Source organism: Vibrio sp. YT-16, from assembly GCF_033337405.1.
Classification (GTDB): Bacteria; Pseudomonadota; Gammaproteobacteria; order Enterobacterales; family Vibrionaceae; genus Vibrio; species Vibrio alginolyticus.
Window position 1 is genome coordinate 481,373 of sequence record NZ_JAWOQQ010000003.1, and the last position, 19,217, is coordinate 500,589.

At 44.2% G+C, this 19,217-nt stretch carries 19 protein-coding genes; 4 read left to right on the forward strand and 15 right to left on the reverse strand.

What is annotated here, in order from left to right:
- Positions 1-129: 129 nt before the first annotated feature.
- The 4 genes from azu to norR form a co-directional block, all read right to left on the reverse strand.
- Positions 130-582 carry an azurin gene (azu, locus tag R7F07_RS08245; RefSeq protein WP_005375211.1) on the reverse strand — a complete coding sequence of 151 codons (453 nt, stop codon included), beginning with the start codon at positions 580-582 and terminating at the stop codon, positions 130-132.
- Positions 583-917: 335 nt separating this feature from the next.
- A complete protein-coding gene (locus tag R7F07_RS08250) occupies positions 918-1,568 on the reverse strand; it encodes an HAD family hydrolase (RefSeq protein WP_171342478.1) in 651 nt (216 codons plus the stop codon).
- A 269-nt stretch (positions 1,569-1,837) separates the two neighbouring features.
- Positions 1,838-2,356 carry a hypothetical protein gene (locus tag R7F07_RS08255; RefSeq protein WP_005375218.1) on the reverse strand — a complete coding sequence of 173 codons (519 nt, stop codon included), beginning with the start codon at positions 2,354-2,356 and terminating at the stop codon, positions 1,838-1,840.
- Positions 2,357-2,753: 397 nt separating this feature from the next.
- A complete protein-coding gene (gene norR / locus R7F07_RS08260) occupies positions 2,754-4,286 on the reverse strand; it encodes a nitric oxide reductase transcriptional regulator NorR (protein WP_005375220.1) in 1,533 nt (510 codons plus the stop codon).
- Between the two features lie 190 nt (positions 4,287-4,476).
- On the opposite strand from norR, the gene norV reads away from it, so the two are divergent.
- The 4 genes from norV to R7F07_RS08280 all read left to right on the forward strand — a co-directional run bounded on the left by norV (position 4,477) and on the right by R7F07_RS08280 (position 8,579).
- The gene (norV, locus tag R7F07_RS08265; protein WP_171342479.1) at positions 4,477-5,976 is read left to right on the forward strand and encodes an anaerobic nitric oxide reductase flavorubredoxin; all 1,500 of its coding nucleotides are present in this window, start codon (positions 4,477-4,479) and stop codon (positions 5,974-5,976) included.
- Between the two features lie 10 nt (positions 5,977-5,986).
- On the forward strand, positions 5,987-7,135 hold the full coding sequence (norW, locus tag R7F07_RS08270; protein ID WP_171342480.1) for an NADH:flavorubredoxin reductase NorW: 1,149 nt from the start codon (positions 5,987-5,989) through the stop codon (positions 7,133-7,135).
- A 42-nt stretch (positions 7,136-7,177) separates the two neighbouring features.
- Positions 7,178-7,516, forward strand: coding sequence for a DUF1971 domain-containing protein (locus tag R7F07_RS08275; RefSeq protein ID WP_005375231.1), 339 nt, complete (start codon positions 7,178-7,180; stop codon positions 7,514-7,516).
- 184 nt (positions 7,517-7,700) lie between these two features.
- Complete coding sequence (locus tag R7F07_RS08280) at positions 7,701-8,579, forward strand: NAD(P)-dependent oxidoreductase (RefSeq protein WP_017821261.1); 879 nt, start codon at positions 7,701-7,703, stop codon at positions 8,577-8,579.
- A gap of 195 nt (positions 8,580-8,774) precedes the next feature.
- Here the strand turns inward: R7F07_RS08280 and R7F07_RS08285 are convergent, their stop codons facing one another.
- The 11 genes from R7F07_RS08285 to R7F07_RS08335 form a co-directional block, all read right to left on the reverse strand.
- Positions 8,775-10,214, reverse strand: coding sequence for a catalase (locus R7F07_RS08285; RefSeq protein WP_171342481.1), 1,440 nt, complete (start codon positions 10,212-10,214; stop codon positions 8,775-8,777).
- A 290-nt stretch (positions 10,215-10,504) separates the two neighbouring features.
- Complete coding sequence (locus R7F07_RS08290; protein ID WP_005375238.1) at positions 10,505-11,122, reverse strand: glutathione S-transferase family protein; 618 nt, start codon at positions 11,120-11,122, stop codon at positions 10,505-10,507.
- 14 nt (positions 11,123-11,136) lie between these two features.
- Positions 11,137-12,171 carry an NADP-dependent oxidoreductase gene (locus R7F07_RS08295; RefSeq protein ID WP_171342482.1) on the reverse strand — a complete coding sequence of 345 codons (1,035 nt, stop codon included), beginning with the start codon at positions 12,169-12,171 and terminating at the stop codon, positions 11,137-11,139.
- Positions 12,172-12,322: 151 nt separating this feature from the next.
- Positions 12,323-12,922: a TetR/AcrR family transcriptional regulator gene (locus tag R7F07_RS08300; RefSeq protein WP_171342483.1), complete on the reverse strand. Its 600-nt coding sequence runs from the start codon at positions 12,920-12,922 to the stop codon at positions 12,323-12,325.
- A 50-nt stretch (positions 12,923-12,972) separates the two neighbouring features.
- Positions 12,973-13,293 (reverse strand): N(4)-acetylcytidine aminohydrolase, encoded by a 321-nt coding sequence (gene yqfB / locus R7F07_RS08305; RefSeq protein WP_171342484.1) that lies wholly within the window; start codon positions 13,291-13,293, stop codon positions 12,973-12,975.
- Between the two features lie 67 nt (positions 13,294-13,360).
- On the reverse strand, positions 13,361-13,756 hold the full coding sequence (locus tag R7F07_RS08310; RefSeq protein WP_171342485.1) for a VanZ family protein: 396 nt from the start codon (positions 13,754-13,756) through the stop codon (positions 13,361-13,363).
- Positions 13,757-13,758: 2 nt separating this feature from the next.
- Positions 13,759-15,066 (reverse strand): oligosaccharide flippase family protein, encoded by a 1,308-nt coding sequence (locus R7F07_RS08315; protein ID WP_171342486.1) that lies wholly within the window; start codon positions 15,064-15,066, stop codon positions 13,759-13,761.
- Between the two features lie 8 nt (positions 15,067-15,074).
- On the reverse strand, positions 15,075-16,106 hold the full coding sequence (locus R7F07_RS08320; RefSeq protein ID WP_017821257.1) for a glycosyltransferase family 4 protein: 1,032 nt from the start codon (positions 16,104-16,106) through the stop codon (positions 15,075-15,077).
- Positions 16,103-16,936: a putative capsular polysaccharide synthesis family protein gene (locus tag R7F07_RS08325; protein WP_171342487.1), complete on the reverse strand. Its 834-nt coding sequence runs from the start codon at positions 16,934-16,936 to the stop codon at positions 16,103-16,105. The genes R7F07_RS08320 and R7F07_RS08325 overlap by 4 nt, the downstream gene beginning before the upstream one ends.
- 15 nt (positions 16,937-16,951) lie before the next feature.
- On the reverse strand, positions 16,952-18,199 hold the full coding sequence (locus R7F07_RS08330) for an O-antigen ligase family protein (protein ID WP_171342488.1): 1,248 nt from the start codon (positions 18,197-18,199) through the stop codon (positions 16,952-16,954).
- Positions 18,165-19,217, reverse strand: a complete 1,053-nt coding sequence (locus tag R7F07_RS08335; protein WP_171342489.1) for a glycosyltransferase — start codon at positions 19,215-19,217, stop codon at positions 18,165-18,167. Before R7F07_RS08335 ends, R7F07_RS08330 begins: the two co-directional genes overlap by 35 nt.

Consider the following 19,217-nt stretch of genomic DNA (forward strand, 5'->3'; position numbering starts at 1 on the left):
TTCATACTTGCTATGTTTCTTGGTCACGTTTCCAGACGTGTTAGACCTTTCTCAATTGCTATTTTATCTATCAAAAAGGGAAGCCTTGGCTTCCCTATAATGAGTCTTCTTTTGGCTTGGCTAAAGCTTTTATTTTAGCTCAAATTTACCCTGCATGATTGCCCAGTGACCCGGGAACGAACAGAAGAATGAATAGTCACCGCCGGCTTTCATTTTCTCAGTACTGAACGTAATGCTGGTGCTTTCACCGCCACCAATTACTTTTGTGTGAGCGTAGACGCGATCATCATTTGGTTTTACGTAGTTATTTTCTGCTCCAGCTGCCATGCCATCAGTACCGACTGCTTGTAGGTTGGCTGTGTCAGAGATGACCACGTTGTGACCCATCGATTGCGCTGGCATCTTACCTGTGTGATTCAGCGTTAGTTTTACCTCTTTACAAGTGGCTGGTACGCTCAATGTTTTAGTAGAAAACTGCATCATATCGTTAGCATCTAATGACACTTCACACTCGGCACTGGCTTGGGCACCAAAGCTCATTCCTACTAATGCGAAGGTTGTTGCTAATAAACGTAAAGACATATAACACTCTCCATTTTGTATTTTAGGCTGACTTGGATTGATCTTATCCAATAGTTCTCATTATCAGCCAATTTTCACTCCAAAAACGTGCTTCAATCGGTATATTGACGTTTTGTTGCAAGCTTGTACTGGTCAGTTCCGCTATTTGATCACTCAAATGCCTTATTTCATGCGATTGCGTGAGTTAAATCAAAAGTCGTGATTAGCCAGAGTTAAGGTGAAAATAATCTCTCTAAACGGGTGGCAGAATTGTTTGGTTTTACGGTATTGGAGAGGTTTCAAGAAAGAAGCTCAGCTAAATTGCTGAGCTTCTAGAGAACAGACGACAAGTAAACCTAGCGAGTTTGCTTTAACGTGTGCAACACATCATGCAGTGAAGGTGCGACAGTATGGCCTAATTGTCTTATTTCGTTGCAAGGCTCAACCAAATCAGGAATTTGATAAGTGATCATGTTCGCTGCTACCGCAGCACGTACGCCATTATTTGAATCTTCAAAAGCGAGACATTTGGTTGGATCTACGCTTAGACGACTTGCTGCAAGCAGGTAGATCTCTGGATCAGGTTTGCCGTGTGACACTTCACAGCCTGTCGTTAAGTTGTCGAAATACTTGCTTAGGCCCGCTAACTCCAACTTCTTCTGTGCCACTTCTTTTGCTGTAGAAGTGGCGACTGCAATTGGCAACCCTTGGCCTTTCAACCACTCAAGCAGCTCAATCACCCCTTCTTTTACCGGTATCGCTTGGTGCTTAACCACAGCGTCGTAACGGTCGCGCCACTCTTGGTGTAAGCGGTCAAGATCATCCCCATAAGCTTTACGAAAAATCACTTCAATGCCCGCTGCATTGCGACCAATGATTGAAAGGTAAACATCTTTATAGAAGGGTAGGTTCTGGGCTTCACATGCTTCTTGGAAAATATGCATACAGACGCGCTCAGTATCAAGGAGCAAACCATCCATATCAAAAATAGCAGCTTGGTAGTTCATTACATTAAGACTTTTTGGTTGGGATGGCGCATTTTGACACAAGCAGATCGGTTTTTCTTCTAAAAATTAGAACTTGATTTTGATCCTATGAGTTCACATTGCCTCTGAACACACTATAAACAGAGTCTATAAATTAGGTGTGAAATATAATATTTTTAAAATTATAAAAATTTCAGTTAAATATATAAAACTCTATCTTAATATAAGCTAGAGTTTTATTAATATTCTATTGTAATTTTAACTATTGGATAATTTATTAATAGTTAAAATTAATAATAAAATAATACCAAGTCACGATTGTTTACGACTGCATGAGTGTACCAGCTCTTGACTTCAGATATTTGTTGCTCTGATAAGCCTCCGAAGTCAACGTTATCTTGGTGAATATCTTGATTTTTTATCATAAAAACAACAGGGAAATCGTCAGGGAATGGGAATTTTATAGGATAATCGGTATTAGTGAATGGAATATCGCAGAAATCGTTTACATCGCAAGGATACCAAGAGTTATTGGATAAGTAATAACCAGTTATCTTACATATAGCTTCAAGCAAGTAAGCATAGGCGTAACCCAAGTGACTGTATTTTATCTCTTCAGACAGCATCTGCATAAGAAGCTCTTCAGCTCGGATGCTTTCGCCACTACTTTCCAGCATTTCATTAATCACTTTAAAGGAGTCTTGACACCTTTCCATGATGGCTTTTTCTAGCTCTGGATTACGCTCATTCTTTAGTACGTTAAAAACCTTTTCAGTATCTAATGAATATACTGTCGCCCCATATCCCATATTTTATTCTCCTCACTTTTATACAGTTAAATTCATTTAAGTGTTTTTATCGAAGGGATTATATTTTGATGTTTTTTGAAGGTAAAGTGTATACATAGAGGTTGTATTTATTATGATGAACTTTGAAAGTTTAGATTCTTAAAATAAATACTATATATTTAATTTTATTAGAACTGGCTCATAAAAATACCTTAACTATTATTGTGTTTATTGTTAAGGGTTATTAAATCTGTGAGGTGGTTCAAGACAATAAAATTTAGAAGAAAATACCGTCAAACTTAGGTGGCTATTCTATCTGAGCACTCAGCTCACTACTTATAGTGGGCTGAGCGAGCGGTTGGGCATCGGCTCTTTATTTGGCGATGAATATGCCATATTAGGTGATATTCGTTAGTGTCTATTTTATCCCTAGCCGTTTTGCTAATCGGTGCAAATTGCCGTTATCTAATTCAAGCTGACGTGCCGTTGCTGCCCAGTTACCTTGGTTCTCTTCCAGAACTCGAACAATCATCGCTTTTTGGAAGGCGTCTGTGGCAGGCTTTAATCCGCCTTCTGGTAGCTCAAGCCGAGATTTTTGTTCCGTTTCTTCAACGTTCTTGATGTTCTGATTCGGCGTTCGGATGTCAAAATCTTGCTCAACTAACTCAATGTCCATGGCGTGGGTACGCGCTTTTGCCAAAACACCAGCACGTTTAATGACATGTTCAAGCTCTCGCACGTTGCCTGGCCATGAATAGTCTTTGAGTGCCTGCACCAAAGTGGGGGACAAACGAATGCTGTTCAATCCCAATTTGCTTCTTAAACGTTCGGCAAAAAAGCCTGCGAGTAACACCACATCGTCTTCACGTTCACGAAGAGGTGGAACATGAAGCGGGAAGACGCTTAGGCGGTGATATAAGTCGGCTCGGAAGCGACCAGCAGTCACTTCTTCATGCAATATACGGTTGGTGGCGGCGACAATGCGTGTATTGACTCGAATATGGCGGTCATCACCCACACGTTGAATGTCGCCGTATTGTAGGGCTCGAAGTAACTTGGCTTGCAGCTCTAACGACAGTTCGCCGACTTCATCTAAAAACAGTGTGCCGCCATCGGCTTGTTCGAACTTACCCTTGCGATTGCTGATTGCGCCTGTAAATGCGCCTTTGATATGGCCGAACAACTCGCTTTCCGCGACTGATTCTGGCAGCGCCGCACAGTTGAGGTAAACCAAAGTATTGCTAGAGCGGCTAGAGCGATGGTGAATAGCGCTGGCAACCAACTCTTTACCTACGCCCGTTTCTCCCATCACCAGCACAGACAATTCCGTATCGGCGACGGCATCAATCTGCTCTTGAAGATTCTTCATACCCTGAGAGTTGCCAATGATTTCATTACTTAAGGTGCGCTTCTCGGCGTAAGAGTCACGTGGCAGGCTCGCTTGTGTTTCTAATTGCTCTAACAGGAGTGCAGTGTGTAGGCCACCTGCTGCCAACGCGCTGACAAAACGTAACTCTTGGTTGCGTAGCCCATCAAATTGATTGGGGTCGAAGGCGTCAATCGTAATGGCACCAATCAGTTGATCGTCGATCAGCAGAGGTAAACCAATGCAGGAATGGACATGCAGTTTGTCATCGTGGTTTGGAATCAAGCCATCGTATGGATCAGGTAAGTCGCTGTCGGAGGGAAAGCGCACGATATCGCCTGCTCGGGCAATGGCTTCTAATCTTGGGTGCTGCTCAATGGAGAAACGGCGTCCAAGGACCTCTTTCGCCAATCCATTGATCGCTAAAGGTTTAAAGTGCTGGTCTTCATACAAAAGAAGGGCAGAAGAGTCACACTTCAATACCTCTCGAATCGTGGTTAATAACGTGTCAAAGCGAGCTTGTTGAGTGAGCGCCGAGTTAAGGTCTTGCGTGATGTGTAGCCATTGCGCGATTAAAGAAGTCATAGCCAATACCGATTGTGTCAATATGACTATTGTAGTGTCTAAATGACTATTTTCAACTGTGTCTAAATGACAGCTATTAAAGTTGGGTTTTAATTAAGCTATTGAAATATATAGAAATTAAAAGTTGGCACGCCCAGTGCAATACAAGAAGAAATTATTTTTGTTTATCCCGTCATTCAAGGTAGTAATTATGACAATTCACGTAAAAAACAACATCCACTGGGTAGGTCAACGCGATTGGGAAGTTCAAGACTTCCACGGTACAGAATACAAAATGACAAAAGGTACCAGCTACAACAGTTATCTAATTCGTGAAGAGAAAACCGTATTGATTGATACGGTCGATCATCGATTCAGTCAACAATTCATCCAAAATTTAGAGATGGAAATCGACCTTAAGTCTATCGACTTTATCGTGGTAAACCATGCAGAAGAAGATCACTCGGGCGCATTGTCTGCATTGATGGAGAAAATTCCGAACACACCAATTTACTGTACAGAAGCGGCGATTGATTCGATTGTGGGTCATCACCACCATCCTGAGTGGAACTTCAAAACCGTAAAAACGGGCGATAGCATCGATATCGGTAATGGCAAGCAACTAGTGTTCGTGGAAGCGCCGATGCTGCATTGGCCAGACAGCATGATGACTTACCTAACGGGCGATGCAGTGTTATTCAGTAACGACGCATTTGGTCAGCACTACTGCGATGAACGCTTATTCAATGATGAAGTGGATCAAAATGAGTTGATGGAACAGTGTTTGCGTTACTACTCAAACATCCTAACGCCATTTAGCAGCTTGGTAACCGCAAAAATCAAAGAAGTGCTGAGCTTTAATTTGCCTGTCGACATGATCGCTACGTCACACGGTATTGTATGGCGCGATAATCCAGTTCAAATCATCGAGCAATACTTAGCATGGGCAGACAATTATCAAGAAGATCGCATTACGATTTTCTACGACTCTATGTCAAACAACACTCGAATGATGGCTGATGCCATTGCGCAAGGCATTCACGATGTCGACCCTGGCGTGGCGGTCAAAGTCTTTAATGTCTCTAAGCATGATAAGAATGAAATTCTCGCCAACGTATTCCGCTCAAAAGGTATTTTGGTTGGTTCGTCTACCATGAATAACGTCATGATGCCGAAGATCGCAGGCATGCTAGAAGAAATTACCGGTCTGCGCTTTAAAGCGAAGAAAGCCGCTGCGTTCGGTAGCTACGGTTGGAACGGTGGTGCGGTGGATCGTATCCATGCTCGATTGACCGACGCAGGCTTTGAAACCGCAGTGAGTTTGAAAACCAAATGGCGCCCAGATGGTAAAGCGATGCGTGAGTGCCGTGAGCATGGTCAGAACATCGCGAAGTTGTGGGCAAAGCATGACCTGACAAGTCCTGTTATTTCTCCGGCGATTGCTGCGTCTGCACCACAAATTCAATCACAATCCGCTGCGCCAGCGACAACACAGGCGGTAGTAGATGCTTCTAGCAATCCTACTACCGAGGCGCATCCCGCAGATTGTCAATGCATGGTTTGTACCGTTTGTAATTGGGTATACGACCCAGCGAAAGGCGAGCCTAATCAAGGCGTTGAACCGGGTACGGCATGGTCTGAAGTGCCAGATTACTTCTTGTGCCCAGAATGCCATTTGGGTAAAGACGTCTTTGTCGAATACAACGGGTAAGGGGGCGAATATGCAAGCACCTATTGTGATTATTGGTAGCGGCTTTGCGGCTTACCAGTTGGTGAAAACAGTGCGTCGAATGGATGCACATATTCCGCTGCAAGTGTTTACTGCTGATGATGGCGCGGAATACAACAAGCCCGATTTGAGTCATGTATTCAGTAACAAGCAAACTGCCCAAGACTTAGTGGTTAAAAGTGGTGAAGCGTTCGCACAGGAACACAACATCGAACTGCTCGCCCATACCATGATTGAGCATGTCGACGTGCAAGCTCAGCAAGTGGTCGCCAACGGCCAAACCTATCCTTATTCCAAACTGGTGTTTGCGACAGGCGCGAAAGCCTTTGTGCCGCCAATATCTGGTGGTGCAGCACCTGAGGTGATAACGCTGAACTCGCTACAAGAATATCAATTAGCGGAAGAGCAAATTAGCCGCGCGGAACGAATTCTAGTAATGGGTGGTGGTTTGATCGGCGTCGAGATCGCCATGGATCTCGCAACCAGTGGTAAAGCCGTTACGGTGGTTGAGCCAAATCCCCGTTTGCTCGCTAACTTGATTCCTGAATTTGTTGCATTGCCGCTGGAGAATCAACTTAAGCAGCAAGGTATTCAACTTGCCTTAGAGACTGGAGTTGTCGCGATCAATCACTCGGATGATTCGCTGGTGGCAAGCTTGAGCAAAGGTAAGGAAATCGAAGCCGATGTAGTGATTTCAGCTGCGGGTTTACGTGCTAACACTTGGTTAGCGAAGGCTTGTGGGTTGAGTGTCAATAAAGGCATCGAGGTGGATGCTCGATTACAGACATCAGCAGCCAATGTGTTCGCATTAGGCGATTGTGCTGAGATCCAAGGTCGAATGATGCCGTACCTCCAACCGATCGTGCTAAGTGCCAATGCTTTGGGCAAACAACTACTGGGGCAAGAAGCAGAGTTGAAACTACCGCCCATGATGGTAAAGGTCAAAACGCCGAGCTACCCAATTCAATTGGCAGGCGATTTTAGTTCGGTGACGAACTGGAGCGTGCAGATTTCTCAAACTGGCATTGCCGCGAAAGCAGAAGATGAAAATAGCCGACTCATGGGCTTCGTCGTGACGGGAGAACAAGTTACGCAAGCATTTCCATTGCTTCGAGAGTTGTCTCAAGCCGGTCAGGCTTAACCGATTTAAACGAAAAGAATTGTAATTAGAGAGGGTATTATTATGTCGCATCTACGAATTCCTAAAGACTGGACTGTTCAACGTTCAACGCCTTTCTTCACTAAAGACAATGTGCCACCAGCGCTACTGACTCATCACAATACCGCTGAGGGTGTGTTTGGGCAGCTGTGCGTCATGGAAGGGCAAGTGACTTACTACGGCTTTGCTGATGAAAATGCCACAGAGGCAGAAGTAGTGGTGGTGATTAATGCAGGCCAGTTTGCTACAAGTCCACCGCAGTACTGGCACCGCATTGAGATGAGCGATGATGCTCAGTTCAACATCAATTTCTGGTCGAACAAGGACAAGAGTGGGCAAGCGATGTTCCACGCTAAGCAGTAGTGAACCTTTGTAAGTGCTTTGACTGTTACGCTAATCGTCAAGTAAAGGGGGGTAGAAGGCGCAATAAACGGACTGCAATGCAGGATCATCGAGACCGAGGAAAGAGAAATCACGAGTAATGATTTCAATTCTTTAGTAGCATGTTACGAAACATTTCAGTCAGGTGAACTAAGGGAAGCGTGCAATGGAAAAACAACGAGTAGCATTTATTGGTCTGGGTGTGATGGGATACCCAATGGCTGGTTACCTAAGTAAAGCGGGCTTTGAAACCAAAGTATACAACCGCACAAAAGCGAAAGCCGACAAATGGGCTGAAGAATACCAAGGCGTAGCTTGTGAAACACCACGTGAAGCGGCAGAAGGCTGTGACATCGTTTTTACCTGTGTGGGTAATGATGATGACGTTCGTAGCGTTGTTTACGGTGAAGAGGGCATTCTGGTCGGCTTGAAAGCGGACGCAGTGCTAGTCGATCACACGACCACTTCTGCAGACCTAGCGGTTGAGCTGGCTGAAGCGTGTGTTAAGTACGGTAATCACTTTATTGATGCGCCAGTTTCTGGTGGTCAAGCGGGCGCAGAAAATGGTGTTCTAACCATCATGTGTGGTGGTGAACAAAGCATTTTTGACCGTGTGTCTCCGGCGATGGATGTGTACGCGAAGCAGATGACGCTACTGGGTGAAAACGGTCAGGGTCAACGCTGTAAGATGGTAAACCAAATCTGTATTGGTGGCGTTTTACAAGGGCTGAGTGAAGCTTTGTTGCTGGCACAAAAATCAGGCTTGGACATCGCTCAAGTTGTAGAAACGCTTAAGCATGGCGCTGCAGGTTCTTGGCAGATGGAAAACCGCGCAAATACGATGGCTGAAGACAAGTTCGATTTTGGCTTCGCTATTGATTGGATGCGCAAAGACTTAGGTTTCTGTCTGCAAGAAGCTGAGCGAGTGGGTCTAGAACTTCCACTGACTAAGAAAGTGGATGAGCAATACGCAGACCTTCAACGTGATGGTTTAGGTCGCATGGATACATCAGTACTGATCAAAGCGGTAGCTAAAAATCAGTAGTTGATGAATCAGTAATAGATAAACAGTTCTTTGGTATCAAAGAGCTTAAAGAAATCTAAGTTAATCATAATGAACCTCCTTGAGCATGGTTTATGACTTTTGATTAAGGATTAGTGATTTGAAATCAGGAGGTGCTGTAGAGCACCTCCTTTTTTTCGTCTTTAAATCACACAGTGTAATGATTGCAGCGTTCGCTTACTTGTTTAAGCCTAGTGCAATTTCAAGACCTTTGCCGTACGCTTCGTCCGCTTGGTATGCGTGGTTTACGTGACGTTCTTTAATGAAGTCTGGCACACCATCCATCGCTCGTGCGGTGTTATCAAACAGCGCTTGGCGTTGCTCTTCGTTCATTAGTCGGAACAGGTCACCTGCTTGGCTAAAGTAATCCTCATCAACACGATGGTCGTAATGGTCAGCATGGCCGCTAATTCGCAATGGTGGCTCTGAATAATCAGGCTGCTCTGCCCATTCTTGTTTGTAGTTTGGCTCGTAACCCAGTGTTGAACCAAAGTTGCCATCAACGCGCATTGCGCCATCACGGTGGTAGCTGTGAACAGGGCAACGAGGTGCGTTCACTGGGATTTGATGATGGTTCACACCTAGACGGTAACGCTGAGCATCGCCGTAAGCGAACAGACGACCTTGTAGCATCTTATCTGGAGAGAAGCCGATACCAGGTACAACTGCTGCTGGGTTAAACGCTGATTGCTCAACTTCTGCGTAGAAGTTTTCTGGGTTACGGTTCAGTTCGAACTCACCAACTGGGATCAGTGGGTAGTCTTTTTGAGACCATACACGTGTTAGGTCGAATGGGTTGAAGTTGACTTCATCCGCTTCTAACTCAGGCATGATCTGTACGTACATCTTCCATTTAGGGAAGTCTTGACGCTCAATCGCTTCGTAAAGGTCACGGTGATGGCTTTCGCGGTCTTTACCTACGATGGCTTCTGCTTCTTGGTCAGTCAGGTTCTTGATGCCTTGTTGAGTTTTGAAGTGGAATTTCACCCAGTAACGTTCGTTTTCTGCGTTGATGAAGCTGAATGTGTGGCTACTAAAACCATGCATATGACGGTAAGAAGCTGGGATACCACGGTCACTCATTACGATAGTCACTTGGTGGAATGCTTCTGGTAGTGATGTCCAGAAATCCCAGTTGTTGGTAGAGCTACGCATGTTAGTGCGAGGGTCGCGTTTTACTGCGTGGTTTAGGTCTGGGAATTTTAGTGGGTCACGTAGGAAGAATACTGGTGTGTTGTTACCAACCAAGTCCCAGTTACCTTCTTCAGTGTAGAATTTTAGTGCGAAACCACGGATGTCGCGTTCTGCGTCTGCTGCACCGCGCTCACCAGCTACAGTAGTGAAGCGAGCGAATAGTTCTGTTTTTTTGCCGATGTCAGAGAAGATCTTAGCGCGCGTGTACTTTGTGATGTCATGCGTTACTGTGAACGTACCGTAAGCACCAGAACCTTTTGCGTGCATACGACGCTCAGGGATCACTTCGCGGTCAAAGTGTGCCAATTTTTCAAGGAACCAAACGTCTTGTAATAGTTGAGGGCCACGAGGACCTGCAGTCATAACGTTTTGGTTATGTGCGACAGGGCAACCTGCTGCTGTAGTCAATTTCTTGTTTGTCATTTTTCTTCCCCCTCCAGGGCTCAATACCTTAGAAACTGTAGAGGAGGTTATTACGGAAAAGCTGGGGGAGAAAACTGATATTGCTTATCAATTCAATAGATGGTGACTATGGTCGAAACTATATTAGAATCAGAAATTTACTACATTAGCTTGATTGACATAACAATCGACGTTCTCGAATGCGATTGACTGGGGGGAGCGCTATCCAGTTAGCGTGTCTGCGATGCTAGTAATATCGCCCCTTAAATGAAGTTTTACGTGTCATCAAAGGGGCGAAAGGGGGGAAGTAATTAAGAGTACTTCACTTCAAGTTGTTCAGCTTTTGCAAATGCTGGGTGTGTCGCGAGCTGTTTCCCATAACGTTCAATATTAGGGAAGTGATTAACTAAACCAAACTTTTGAACCAATTCGACAATGAAAGACATCATGATGTCAGCGCCAGTCAGACGCTCTTCTACTAGGTAAGTTTTGCCTTCTAAGGATTGCTCGAAGTAGCCTAGTACATTCATTGCTTCCTTGTCGGCATAGCCTGATAAAAACTGAGTTTCATTTGGCTCTTTGCTTACGAAGATTTTTAGCAGCATAGGTAAAATTGCGGAGCTTTCTGCAAAGTGCATCCATTGCAAATATTCTGTGTGTGCTTTTGTACCGCGCTCAGGAGCAAAGGCTCCGTCACTGTATTTCTCAATCAAATATTCGGTCATTGCACCTGACTCAATGATAATCTCGCCGTTATCTTCAAGAACTGGTGACTTTCCTAATGGGTGAACACTTTTTAGTTCTGGCGGTGCCATGAAGGTCACGGAATCACGGACATAGGGTACAATTTCGTAATTTACATCTAGCTCTTCAAGTAACCAAATGATGCGCTTTGAACGAGACTGATTGAGGTGGTGAAGTTTAATCATTTACATATCCCTTTTTATAATGGGTCGTTAATCTGTACTACAAGTTTGCCGAAATTCTTACCTTCCAACAGACCGATGAATGCTTCTGGCGCATTATCCAGTCCTTGTACTAGATGTTCGCGGTATTGGATCTTTCCTTCTGCCAACCATTGATTAATATCTTGCGCAAATTCACCGTAACGATGTCCGTAATCATCAAAAATGATGAAGCCTTGCACCTTGATTCGTTTGGTCAGGAGCTTACCCATTAGTAATGGAAGGTGGTCGGTACCTTCAGGCAGCTCTGTCGCGTTGTACTGAGAAATCAAACCACAAAGTGGGATACGCGCGTTTGTATTCAGAAGTGGCATTACAGCCTCGAATACTTTGCCACCTACGTTTTCGAAGTAAACATCGATACCTTTGTCACAGGCATTTCTCAGTTGTTCTGCAAAGTCTTCAGCTCTGTGATCAATACACTCATCGAAACCAAGCACCTCTTTAGCGTAACGGCATTTTTCTTCTCCGCCTGCTATACCAACAACTCGGCAACCTTTGATTTTACCAATTTGACCAACTGTTGCGCCTACAGGCCCCGTAGCAGCTGCTACCACGATGGTTTCCCCTGGTTTTGGCTGACCAATGTCGAGTAAACCCATGTACGCGGTAAATCCTGGCATACCTGCAACGCCTAACGCGTAAGAAGGGTTTTGCGGTTCTTTACCAAGTTTAATGACCATCTCACCAGTTGAGATAGCGTAGTCTTGCCAGCCAACAGTGTAGGCAAGAACCCATTCACCCGCTTCGTAATCTGGGTGGTTTGATGTTTCTACCTGACAAACGGTACCACCGACCATTACGTCATCAATTGCAACAGGGTCAGCGTATGATTCGGCATCACTCATGCGACCACGCATGTATGGATCTAGAGATAAATAAACCGTTCTCAATAGCATTTCACCCTCTTTCGGAGTCGGTTTCGTTACCTCTTCTAAACGAAAGTTTTCTTGTGTCGGTGCACCATGGGGACGTGACGCGAGTACGATTCTGCGATTTGTTGCGTTAGTCATATCTATCTCACTTTTTGATTAGACCGGTCGTCTAGTATTTATTTCAAAATATCCCGCTTATTTAAAGCGGGAAGGTTTACTGTGTTAACACTGACGCTTTTTCTGACAGTGAAACGTGTGTAGGGTGTTCATTCTGCTTCCACGCCGCCTGTTATGGACAAGTGCGCGTATTCTGCAGTAAGTGTTGAGTATAGGTCAGACTTTGCGTCAATGCTGCCTGATCTTGATAAAGTTTGTTCAGCAAGCTAGCGCCATTCCAAAGGTAGTATATCTGCCTTGCTAATAACGCACTGTCACCATTGGGGATTGAGCCATCTTGAATGCCGATGTCTATGCAATCCGCTATCGCTTGAATGGTTTTGTCTGCTCCTTGGCGTAATGCCAAGCGCATTGACTCAGAGAGATCGGAGACTTCTGCACTTAACTTAACCAATAAACATTTGTTCGCATTACACACGTCGTCTTCTACTTTGACCATTTCTTCGAAATAGCTCATTAGGCGTTGGTAGCCACTCAGTTCAGTATTGGTAAAGCGTTCGTTTAAACACTCAAAATACTTAGTAAAGTAGTCTTGAATCATCGCTTCACCAAATTGTTCTTTGGATTTGAAGTAATGATAAAACGAGCCTTTTGGCACTGCGGCCTTTTTTAATAGCTCTGAAAGACCAACACTCGTGAACCCTCGGTTTACGATCAACTCGTATCCGACGTCGAGAATATGTTGGCGTGTGTCATTCGTCTTTGCGTTCATGAAGTGTACTATAGAATGAATTAGACCAGTCGTCTAGTATTTGTTGTGGGTTATTTAATCAGCTCATACTCAACAACAAAGAGCGTGTCGGTATTTGGGTAGATTTCTCGAATTAACTGCTTGAGTTTTGGTAGTTCGATGGCTTCTTGTTCTGCATGAAACTCATTAATATCTTCAAAGTGAAGTGGTTCTACAGAACGTATCTTGATATCGCAGACTTTACGATCCGTTTCTAAGGTAAAAACTTCGACTTCTGTATTGGGAACGTAATGGCTTTCTGATTCATCTCGAATCGTTATCGTCTTTTTGCCTGACGTGATCAACGGGGTTAAGAATTCAAAAAAAGTTATCTTGGTTGGATGAGATGGCATGATGTACTCGTTAGTCTGGTTGTTTGGCGTAATTATATACCCAAATCCCCCAGAGATTCCTGTATTACTAGAACGATCGAGTGCGGATGAAGCGAATTAACTTGGCACCAAAGTAACCTGAGATAACGCCTATCCAGTTGGTGCTGAGATCATCAAAACTAAATGATCGATTTGGAATAAAAAGTTGGCTTATTTCTTCCATTGAAACGATAGCTAACAGCAGTAGCAAAAGACGAATCCCAAAAACGTCGGTTTTATTCGAGCTCACCAGAGAAGGGAACGTGAAGACCGATAAAAAGCCGATCAATAAACTGAAAGTAAAGTGAAGCGTACTTGATCCGCCTAAGTAGGTTTCCATTTGCAGGTAAGCAGTATGGTGTAGGTCAGAGCTTTTCCACAAAGAGAGTGAAGCGGTTAGCATCAGGACTAAAACAAAACTCGTGCGTGCCAGTATTAAAGCCATAATTAACCTATTGGAAAGAAGCCTAAGTAACGTTTTACAAAGTACAGTGCAGCTAAATTCTGGATAGCCATGCCAATTGCCATTGCCCACGCTGCACCAATCACACCAAACATTTGACAAAGCGTAACAAGTAGGCAGATGGACACCGTACCGGAGGAAATTGTAATGTATTTCATGGTTCTCTCATGACCACTCATTAATAATAAAAAACCTACTGAACCAGTCGCAACATTGACTAACTGCCCCAGAGAAAGGACGACTAATAGTGGTGCCGCGGCGAGAAACTCCTCACCAAAAAACTGCATTACAAACTCGGGGAAGAGGGTGCAAATAATTACGGGTACAATCGCTAAACCAACATTGGCTCGGCACGCCAAGCGGCTCAGATTCTGCAGTTTGCGCATTTGGCGTTCTTTGTAGAGAGAGGCAAACATCGGGGCGACCACAAAGTTAATGGTAATCAGCACAAAGCCAATCAGTAGTGATGTACGTTGGGCTGCGGCTAACAAACCGAGTTCCGCTGTTGAGATAAAAAAGCCCGCAATAACAAGGCTTCCCCATTGAAGAACATTCGTGAAGATACTGCCAACCCAGACTTGCTTGGCAGAAGAGACCATTTTTTTGTTTGGTACGAAAGCCGATGTTTGATATTGATCTGAGCCTAGCCAATTGACACTAGATATGACCGCGACACCTATGCTCGCTAAAAGCAGTGCGGTCATTAGATTGTTGATATTTTGCTGACCGATATAGTCTAGGGCAAAGACAAAAATGACCATCAACATGCTTACCCCAAGCTGCAACGCAAACAGAGATGATACAACTTTTCTACATGCTTGAAGCACCCGACTGTTGGTTTGCGCAAGCACCAAGAAAGGTATGCAAAGCAAGCATAAAATAATCGCATACATCGGTGATTGAGTCTGGTTTAGCTGTTCTGGAAACAGATTAAACCCTGCCAACAAAACGCCTATGGCGAGCAAGCAAAATGCCATACTTCGATAAAGTGCGGTTTTATAGTTTTGGCTTTGTTCAAGCTTCTCTTTGTTATTAAAAGCGATCGCATTGTAACGAACTAACGAGACATCAAAACCTAGCTGAGAAACGATAGCGAGTAGCGAGACTAGGTTGAATAAAAAGAAAAATTGACCGGCCGTCGAAGCGTCACTGGTCTTCGATACAATCAGAGTCAGTAAAAAAGCAAATAGCGCACTCAACACACGCGTGATTGCGGTTTTTAATCCAGTAGATAACAAGCTTTTTTTACCGCTGGGCATCAACAGTAATTTTTGTTGAACAGTGTGAAACATAGGGGCATTTAACCGTAAAGTTTATTGAGTGCGAGGCGCTGTTTTTCTTCACTGAAGGCATCGTTTAATTCTGCTGTATATTGGCGAAAATCGATCTCTTCATAATGATTGACACAATGCGCGATCTGCTTGGCCATTTCTTCAGGTGTGAGCGCTAAAAACGGGTAGTTGAGATCTTTGGTTGCGCCGATGGTCCGAATAACCATAGGAAGATGTAACTTGGATGCTTCTAGAATGGTTAACGGCATCCCTTCCCATGCTGCAGTATGTAGATAAAGGTCTGAACCCTTGAGCTTTTCAACTACCTCATCGCGAGGCAGCATGCCCGTTACATCCACATTTTCAGTGCGTAATTTCTGTTCGAGTACGTGGTCACCGCCACCTATCCATGTGATCTCTATCGGGCGGTTAAGCGCATACCGATTAAGGAACTGCAATGTGCTGATAAGAAACTGAGGATCTTTTTGGGGCGCGACACGACCAAGTACAACGAGCTTCAGCGCTTCTTGCTTGTTTCGCTCTATACGATCTTCACTTTGATAAGACACGTAGTTGTTGAGCAGTTCGGCACGTTTCGCACCAATGCTAATGGCTAGGTCACACTCTCGTTGGCTACAGCCTGCAACCACATCAATTTTGCTCAGTTTTACTTTCTCTAGTGCTTTATAGATCTGGCGTGCAAGCTCTGAGATATCTTCACGTTCGAAGGCATAACAGTGCGGTGTGTAAACCAAGCGTGCCTTGCCAAGCTTTAGAAATCGGCCGAGAAATCCTGCTTTACTCGAGTGCAAATGCACGACGTCGGGACCAAGTGATGCAATCATGTGGTTTGCATCGCGAATAAATTGAAGCAAGCCGCCTTCTACCCACTTTGTCTGTACGAAAATGTGGTGGTTGTTCTCATTGGTCAAGTCGTTTTCTCGGGCTCTGGCTAGCAAGAAATGCTGATAAGGCTCGTCTCTGGATGAGTGAACATAACTATAGAGGGCGGTTTGAACGCCACCTCCAAATGCTTCTGTAACATGGAGCACTTTCTTCATGATGATTTTGTCCCTGGTGTTTGCATCCATTTGTGTTTAAAAGCATCACGCTCTTGCTCTGAATAAACGTGGCGATACAAGGGAAGATCGTACATATAGAACAGTTTTGAGAAGTCGTAGTGATTCTTAAAGTGTTGGTGGATATTGGAGTACCACTTGTTTTTCGCTTCGTTGCTGTTTTTCAGCACGAAGTCTTGCAACTCAATAAACTCACCGATTTCTTTATCAAGAGAACTGAGCTGTTCGCACTTGATTAGCATGACGTTGGCCTGATCGTTCTGGAATGTGAAGAAAGGTTGAGTGTTGTCCAGCTCTTGGCGCATCACATCGATATTGAAATTACGCTTTAACTCGTTGTCGAACCAGTCCGCAAAATAGTTGAGATTGATATAGTTATCAAAGCAATGCTCGAGGTGCTGATACGTGACTTCCATATCTCGGTGAATTGCATCATTCTTTTTGCCTTCGATAAATTGCAAATGGAGGTCTTGAAAGAAACGAGAAAAGACAGTTGCGATTGGATCGCGGACCAGCGTAACGATTTTAATCTGCTCGCGTTTTTGTAAGATACGTTTTCGCTGCTTGAGCACTAAGCGATAGAGTGCGCGGTTTCGGAAGTCGAAGAATTTACTCACGTCTTTTTTATTGTGATACATGTGAAATTCTTCGTGATCATCAAAGGTGTGGATGTGATAGCTCGGGATATTTTTCTCCCCTAGCGTGTGCTCAATTGATGAGGAGCCAACTTTGCCCATTTGGTAAACTAAAACAAAATTATCAGCTTGGAGTTCTCGGTTCTTTTCAAATTGTCGAGAGATTGAATACTTCATCTATCCTATCCTTGATTATTCATATTCGTGGTGATGGTTTACCGGAAAAGTATGAGCAATGGCCCTTGAGTCGTTGCTCATGCTGATCATGACGGGTAATAAGAGTATTAAAATTATGGTGGTGTTTACCGCAACGAAAAACACCATGATGAGGGCGTATATCGCAAGTAATAGGCTTTTTCTGTTTTCATTAAGACTACGGAAGCAAAAGCGAATAAAAAGAAAATAACCACCAAACAGCAGACCGATACCAAGCAATCCGTATTCAATTGCGGTATCTAACACAAAGTTGTGGGTGTAGATCGCCAGCTCATCATAGTTAAAGTAACTGATCATAAAGTTGGGTAACATTTTCGCGCCGACACCTAGCACTGGGTGTTGAAGTAAAATATCTAGCCCATTGGCAAGTAAAAGTTTTCTATGAAGATTCGATACCCAGCGGGCTTCACTTTGGTTGGCAAATAAGACGTCTTCTTGGGTTATTTCCAATGTGTCTGCTAGCGTTTCAAACCCAACGTAGAGTGTGGTTGTGACGGCAGTAAACACAATGAAGCTCAAGGCTAATAAAATCGCCCACGTGTACGTTTCGCTGAGCGATTTTCTCATTAAGTTTTTTACGAGCAGTTGGTCAAAGAAGAAAAGCAGACAAAAACCAAGTAGCGCTTTTCTTTCTTGTGACAACACCAGTAATACTAAAGCTACGAGCATCAAAAGGTGAAAAGCGCGAATTTTATCTCGATAAAGGTACAGTAGTGAGCACAGTACACCGAACCCGTATTTACTTACCCCGAGTAACTTAAACCCGCTTTGATAACCCTGAGCAAAGTGCCATAAGGCAACGAGCGTACAGATGAAAAACAACAGATACGTGAAATAAACCATTACCCGTTCGTCATCAAACACGCCATAGGCGTACATTAGGCTCAGTAGGCACAAAATCGCTAACCATTGCACAGTTTCTATAACTAGCGGCATTAAAGGGACGCGATTTAGCAGACCATTTATGAACACATACCCAGTGAACAATACGAGGAACCCCATACAGGGATGCATGAGTTTTTCAGCTTTTCCTTCCAATACCACTAATGCAGTAAAACCAATAGACAAAAGGCTTGCGATGTCAGATGGGGCTAGCGCTATTCCTCCAGCACGAAACTTCATAGGAATAAAGAACAATGCTAATAGGCATGCTGCAAGCAATGAGGCGCGATGGCTCGATGGCGCGGAACTATTTGTTGGCGCAAAGCTGCTGGTAGATTCCATAGTAACCTTCACGAAATTTATCGATGGTGTAGAGAGAGGCCCTATTGACGGAGTATTGACTTGCAGCGTCGTACCGCTCAACACTTTCACACAGCTGGAGAACTTTTTGGCTCAGTTCAGTGGCGTTACCAACTTGAAATAAATATTCGGCACGTCCGGTGACTTCATCCAAACCAGGTACGTCCGACGATAGTACGGGTAAGCCTGCTGCCATCGCCTCAACCGCCGCCAAACCAAAGCCTTCGACGTGCGACGATTGCACGTAAATATCCATGTCGTTCAAAAAGGCTGGAATGTCAGAAACTACGCCATGAAAGTGAACACGTTGCGCGACGTTGATTTTTGTTGCCAATGCTTGCAGTGACGATTTTTTTTCTCCATCTCCCGCAAGGTGGAGTTCGTATCGTCTTGGTAAATGGATAAGTGCTTGGATAAGCGTTTCATGATCTTTATGTTGGTGAAGTCGGCCCACCATTCCAATCTTGATAACTGGTTTGTCGATTAGGTGGCTGGCGCATCTTGGCGTCATAGAAAACCTTTTTAAATCAACGCCATTGTGCACCACGTGATATTTGTGTTGGTAGCGAGGCATGAACTTCACCAGTTCATCTTGTACTTTTTCACTAATACTGACCGTCAAGTCGTGGCCCCAATACAAGACGTATTCCATGAACTTAAACAGCGGATAGTCACGTCGACGGTTATAAGAACAGTGCTCAGTCTGGATTCGTTTTTTACCTACCGCCAATAGCGCTAGGTAAATGGAAGGGTAGAGGTGCCCGTGAACGACATCCGGCCAACGCAGCAAAGAGAATTTCTCACTCAATGGCAATGTGCGCCAGTTAAAACACTCTATGCCTTGGGCGGATAGCATTGGTAAGTAATCATTTTCATCACACAAGACCAAAATTTTGATTTCGTATTCAGGCTTATGTTCTAAAACAAGGTCGACTAAGAACTTCTGAGCACCGCCGTTCTGAGAAAGATCATTGATAATATGTAGAATCTTGGTTTTCAT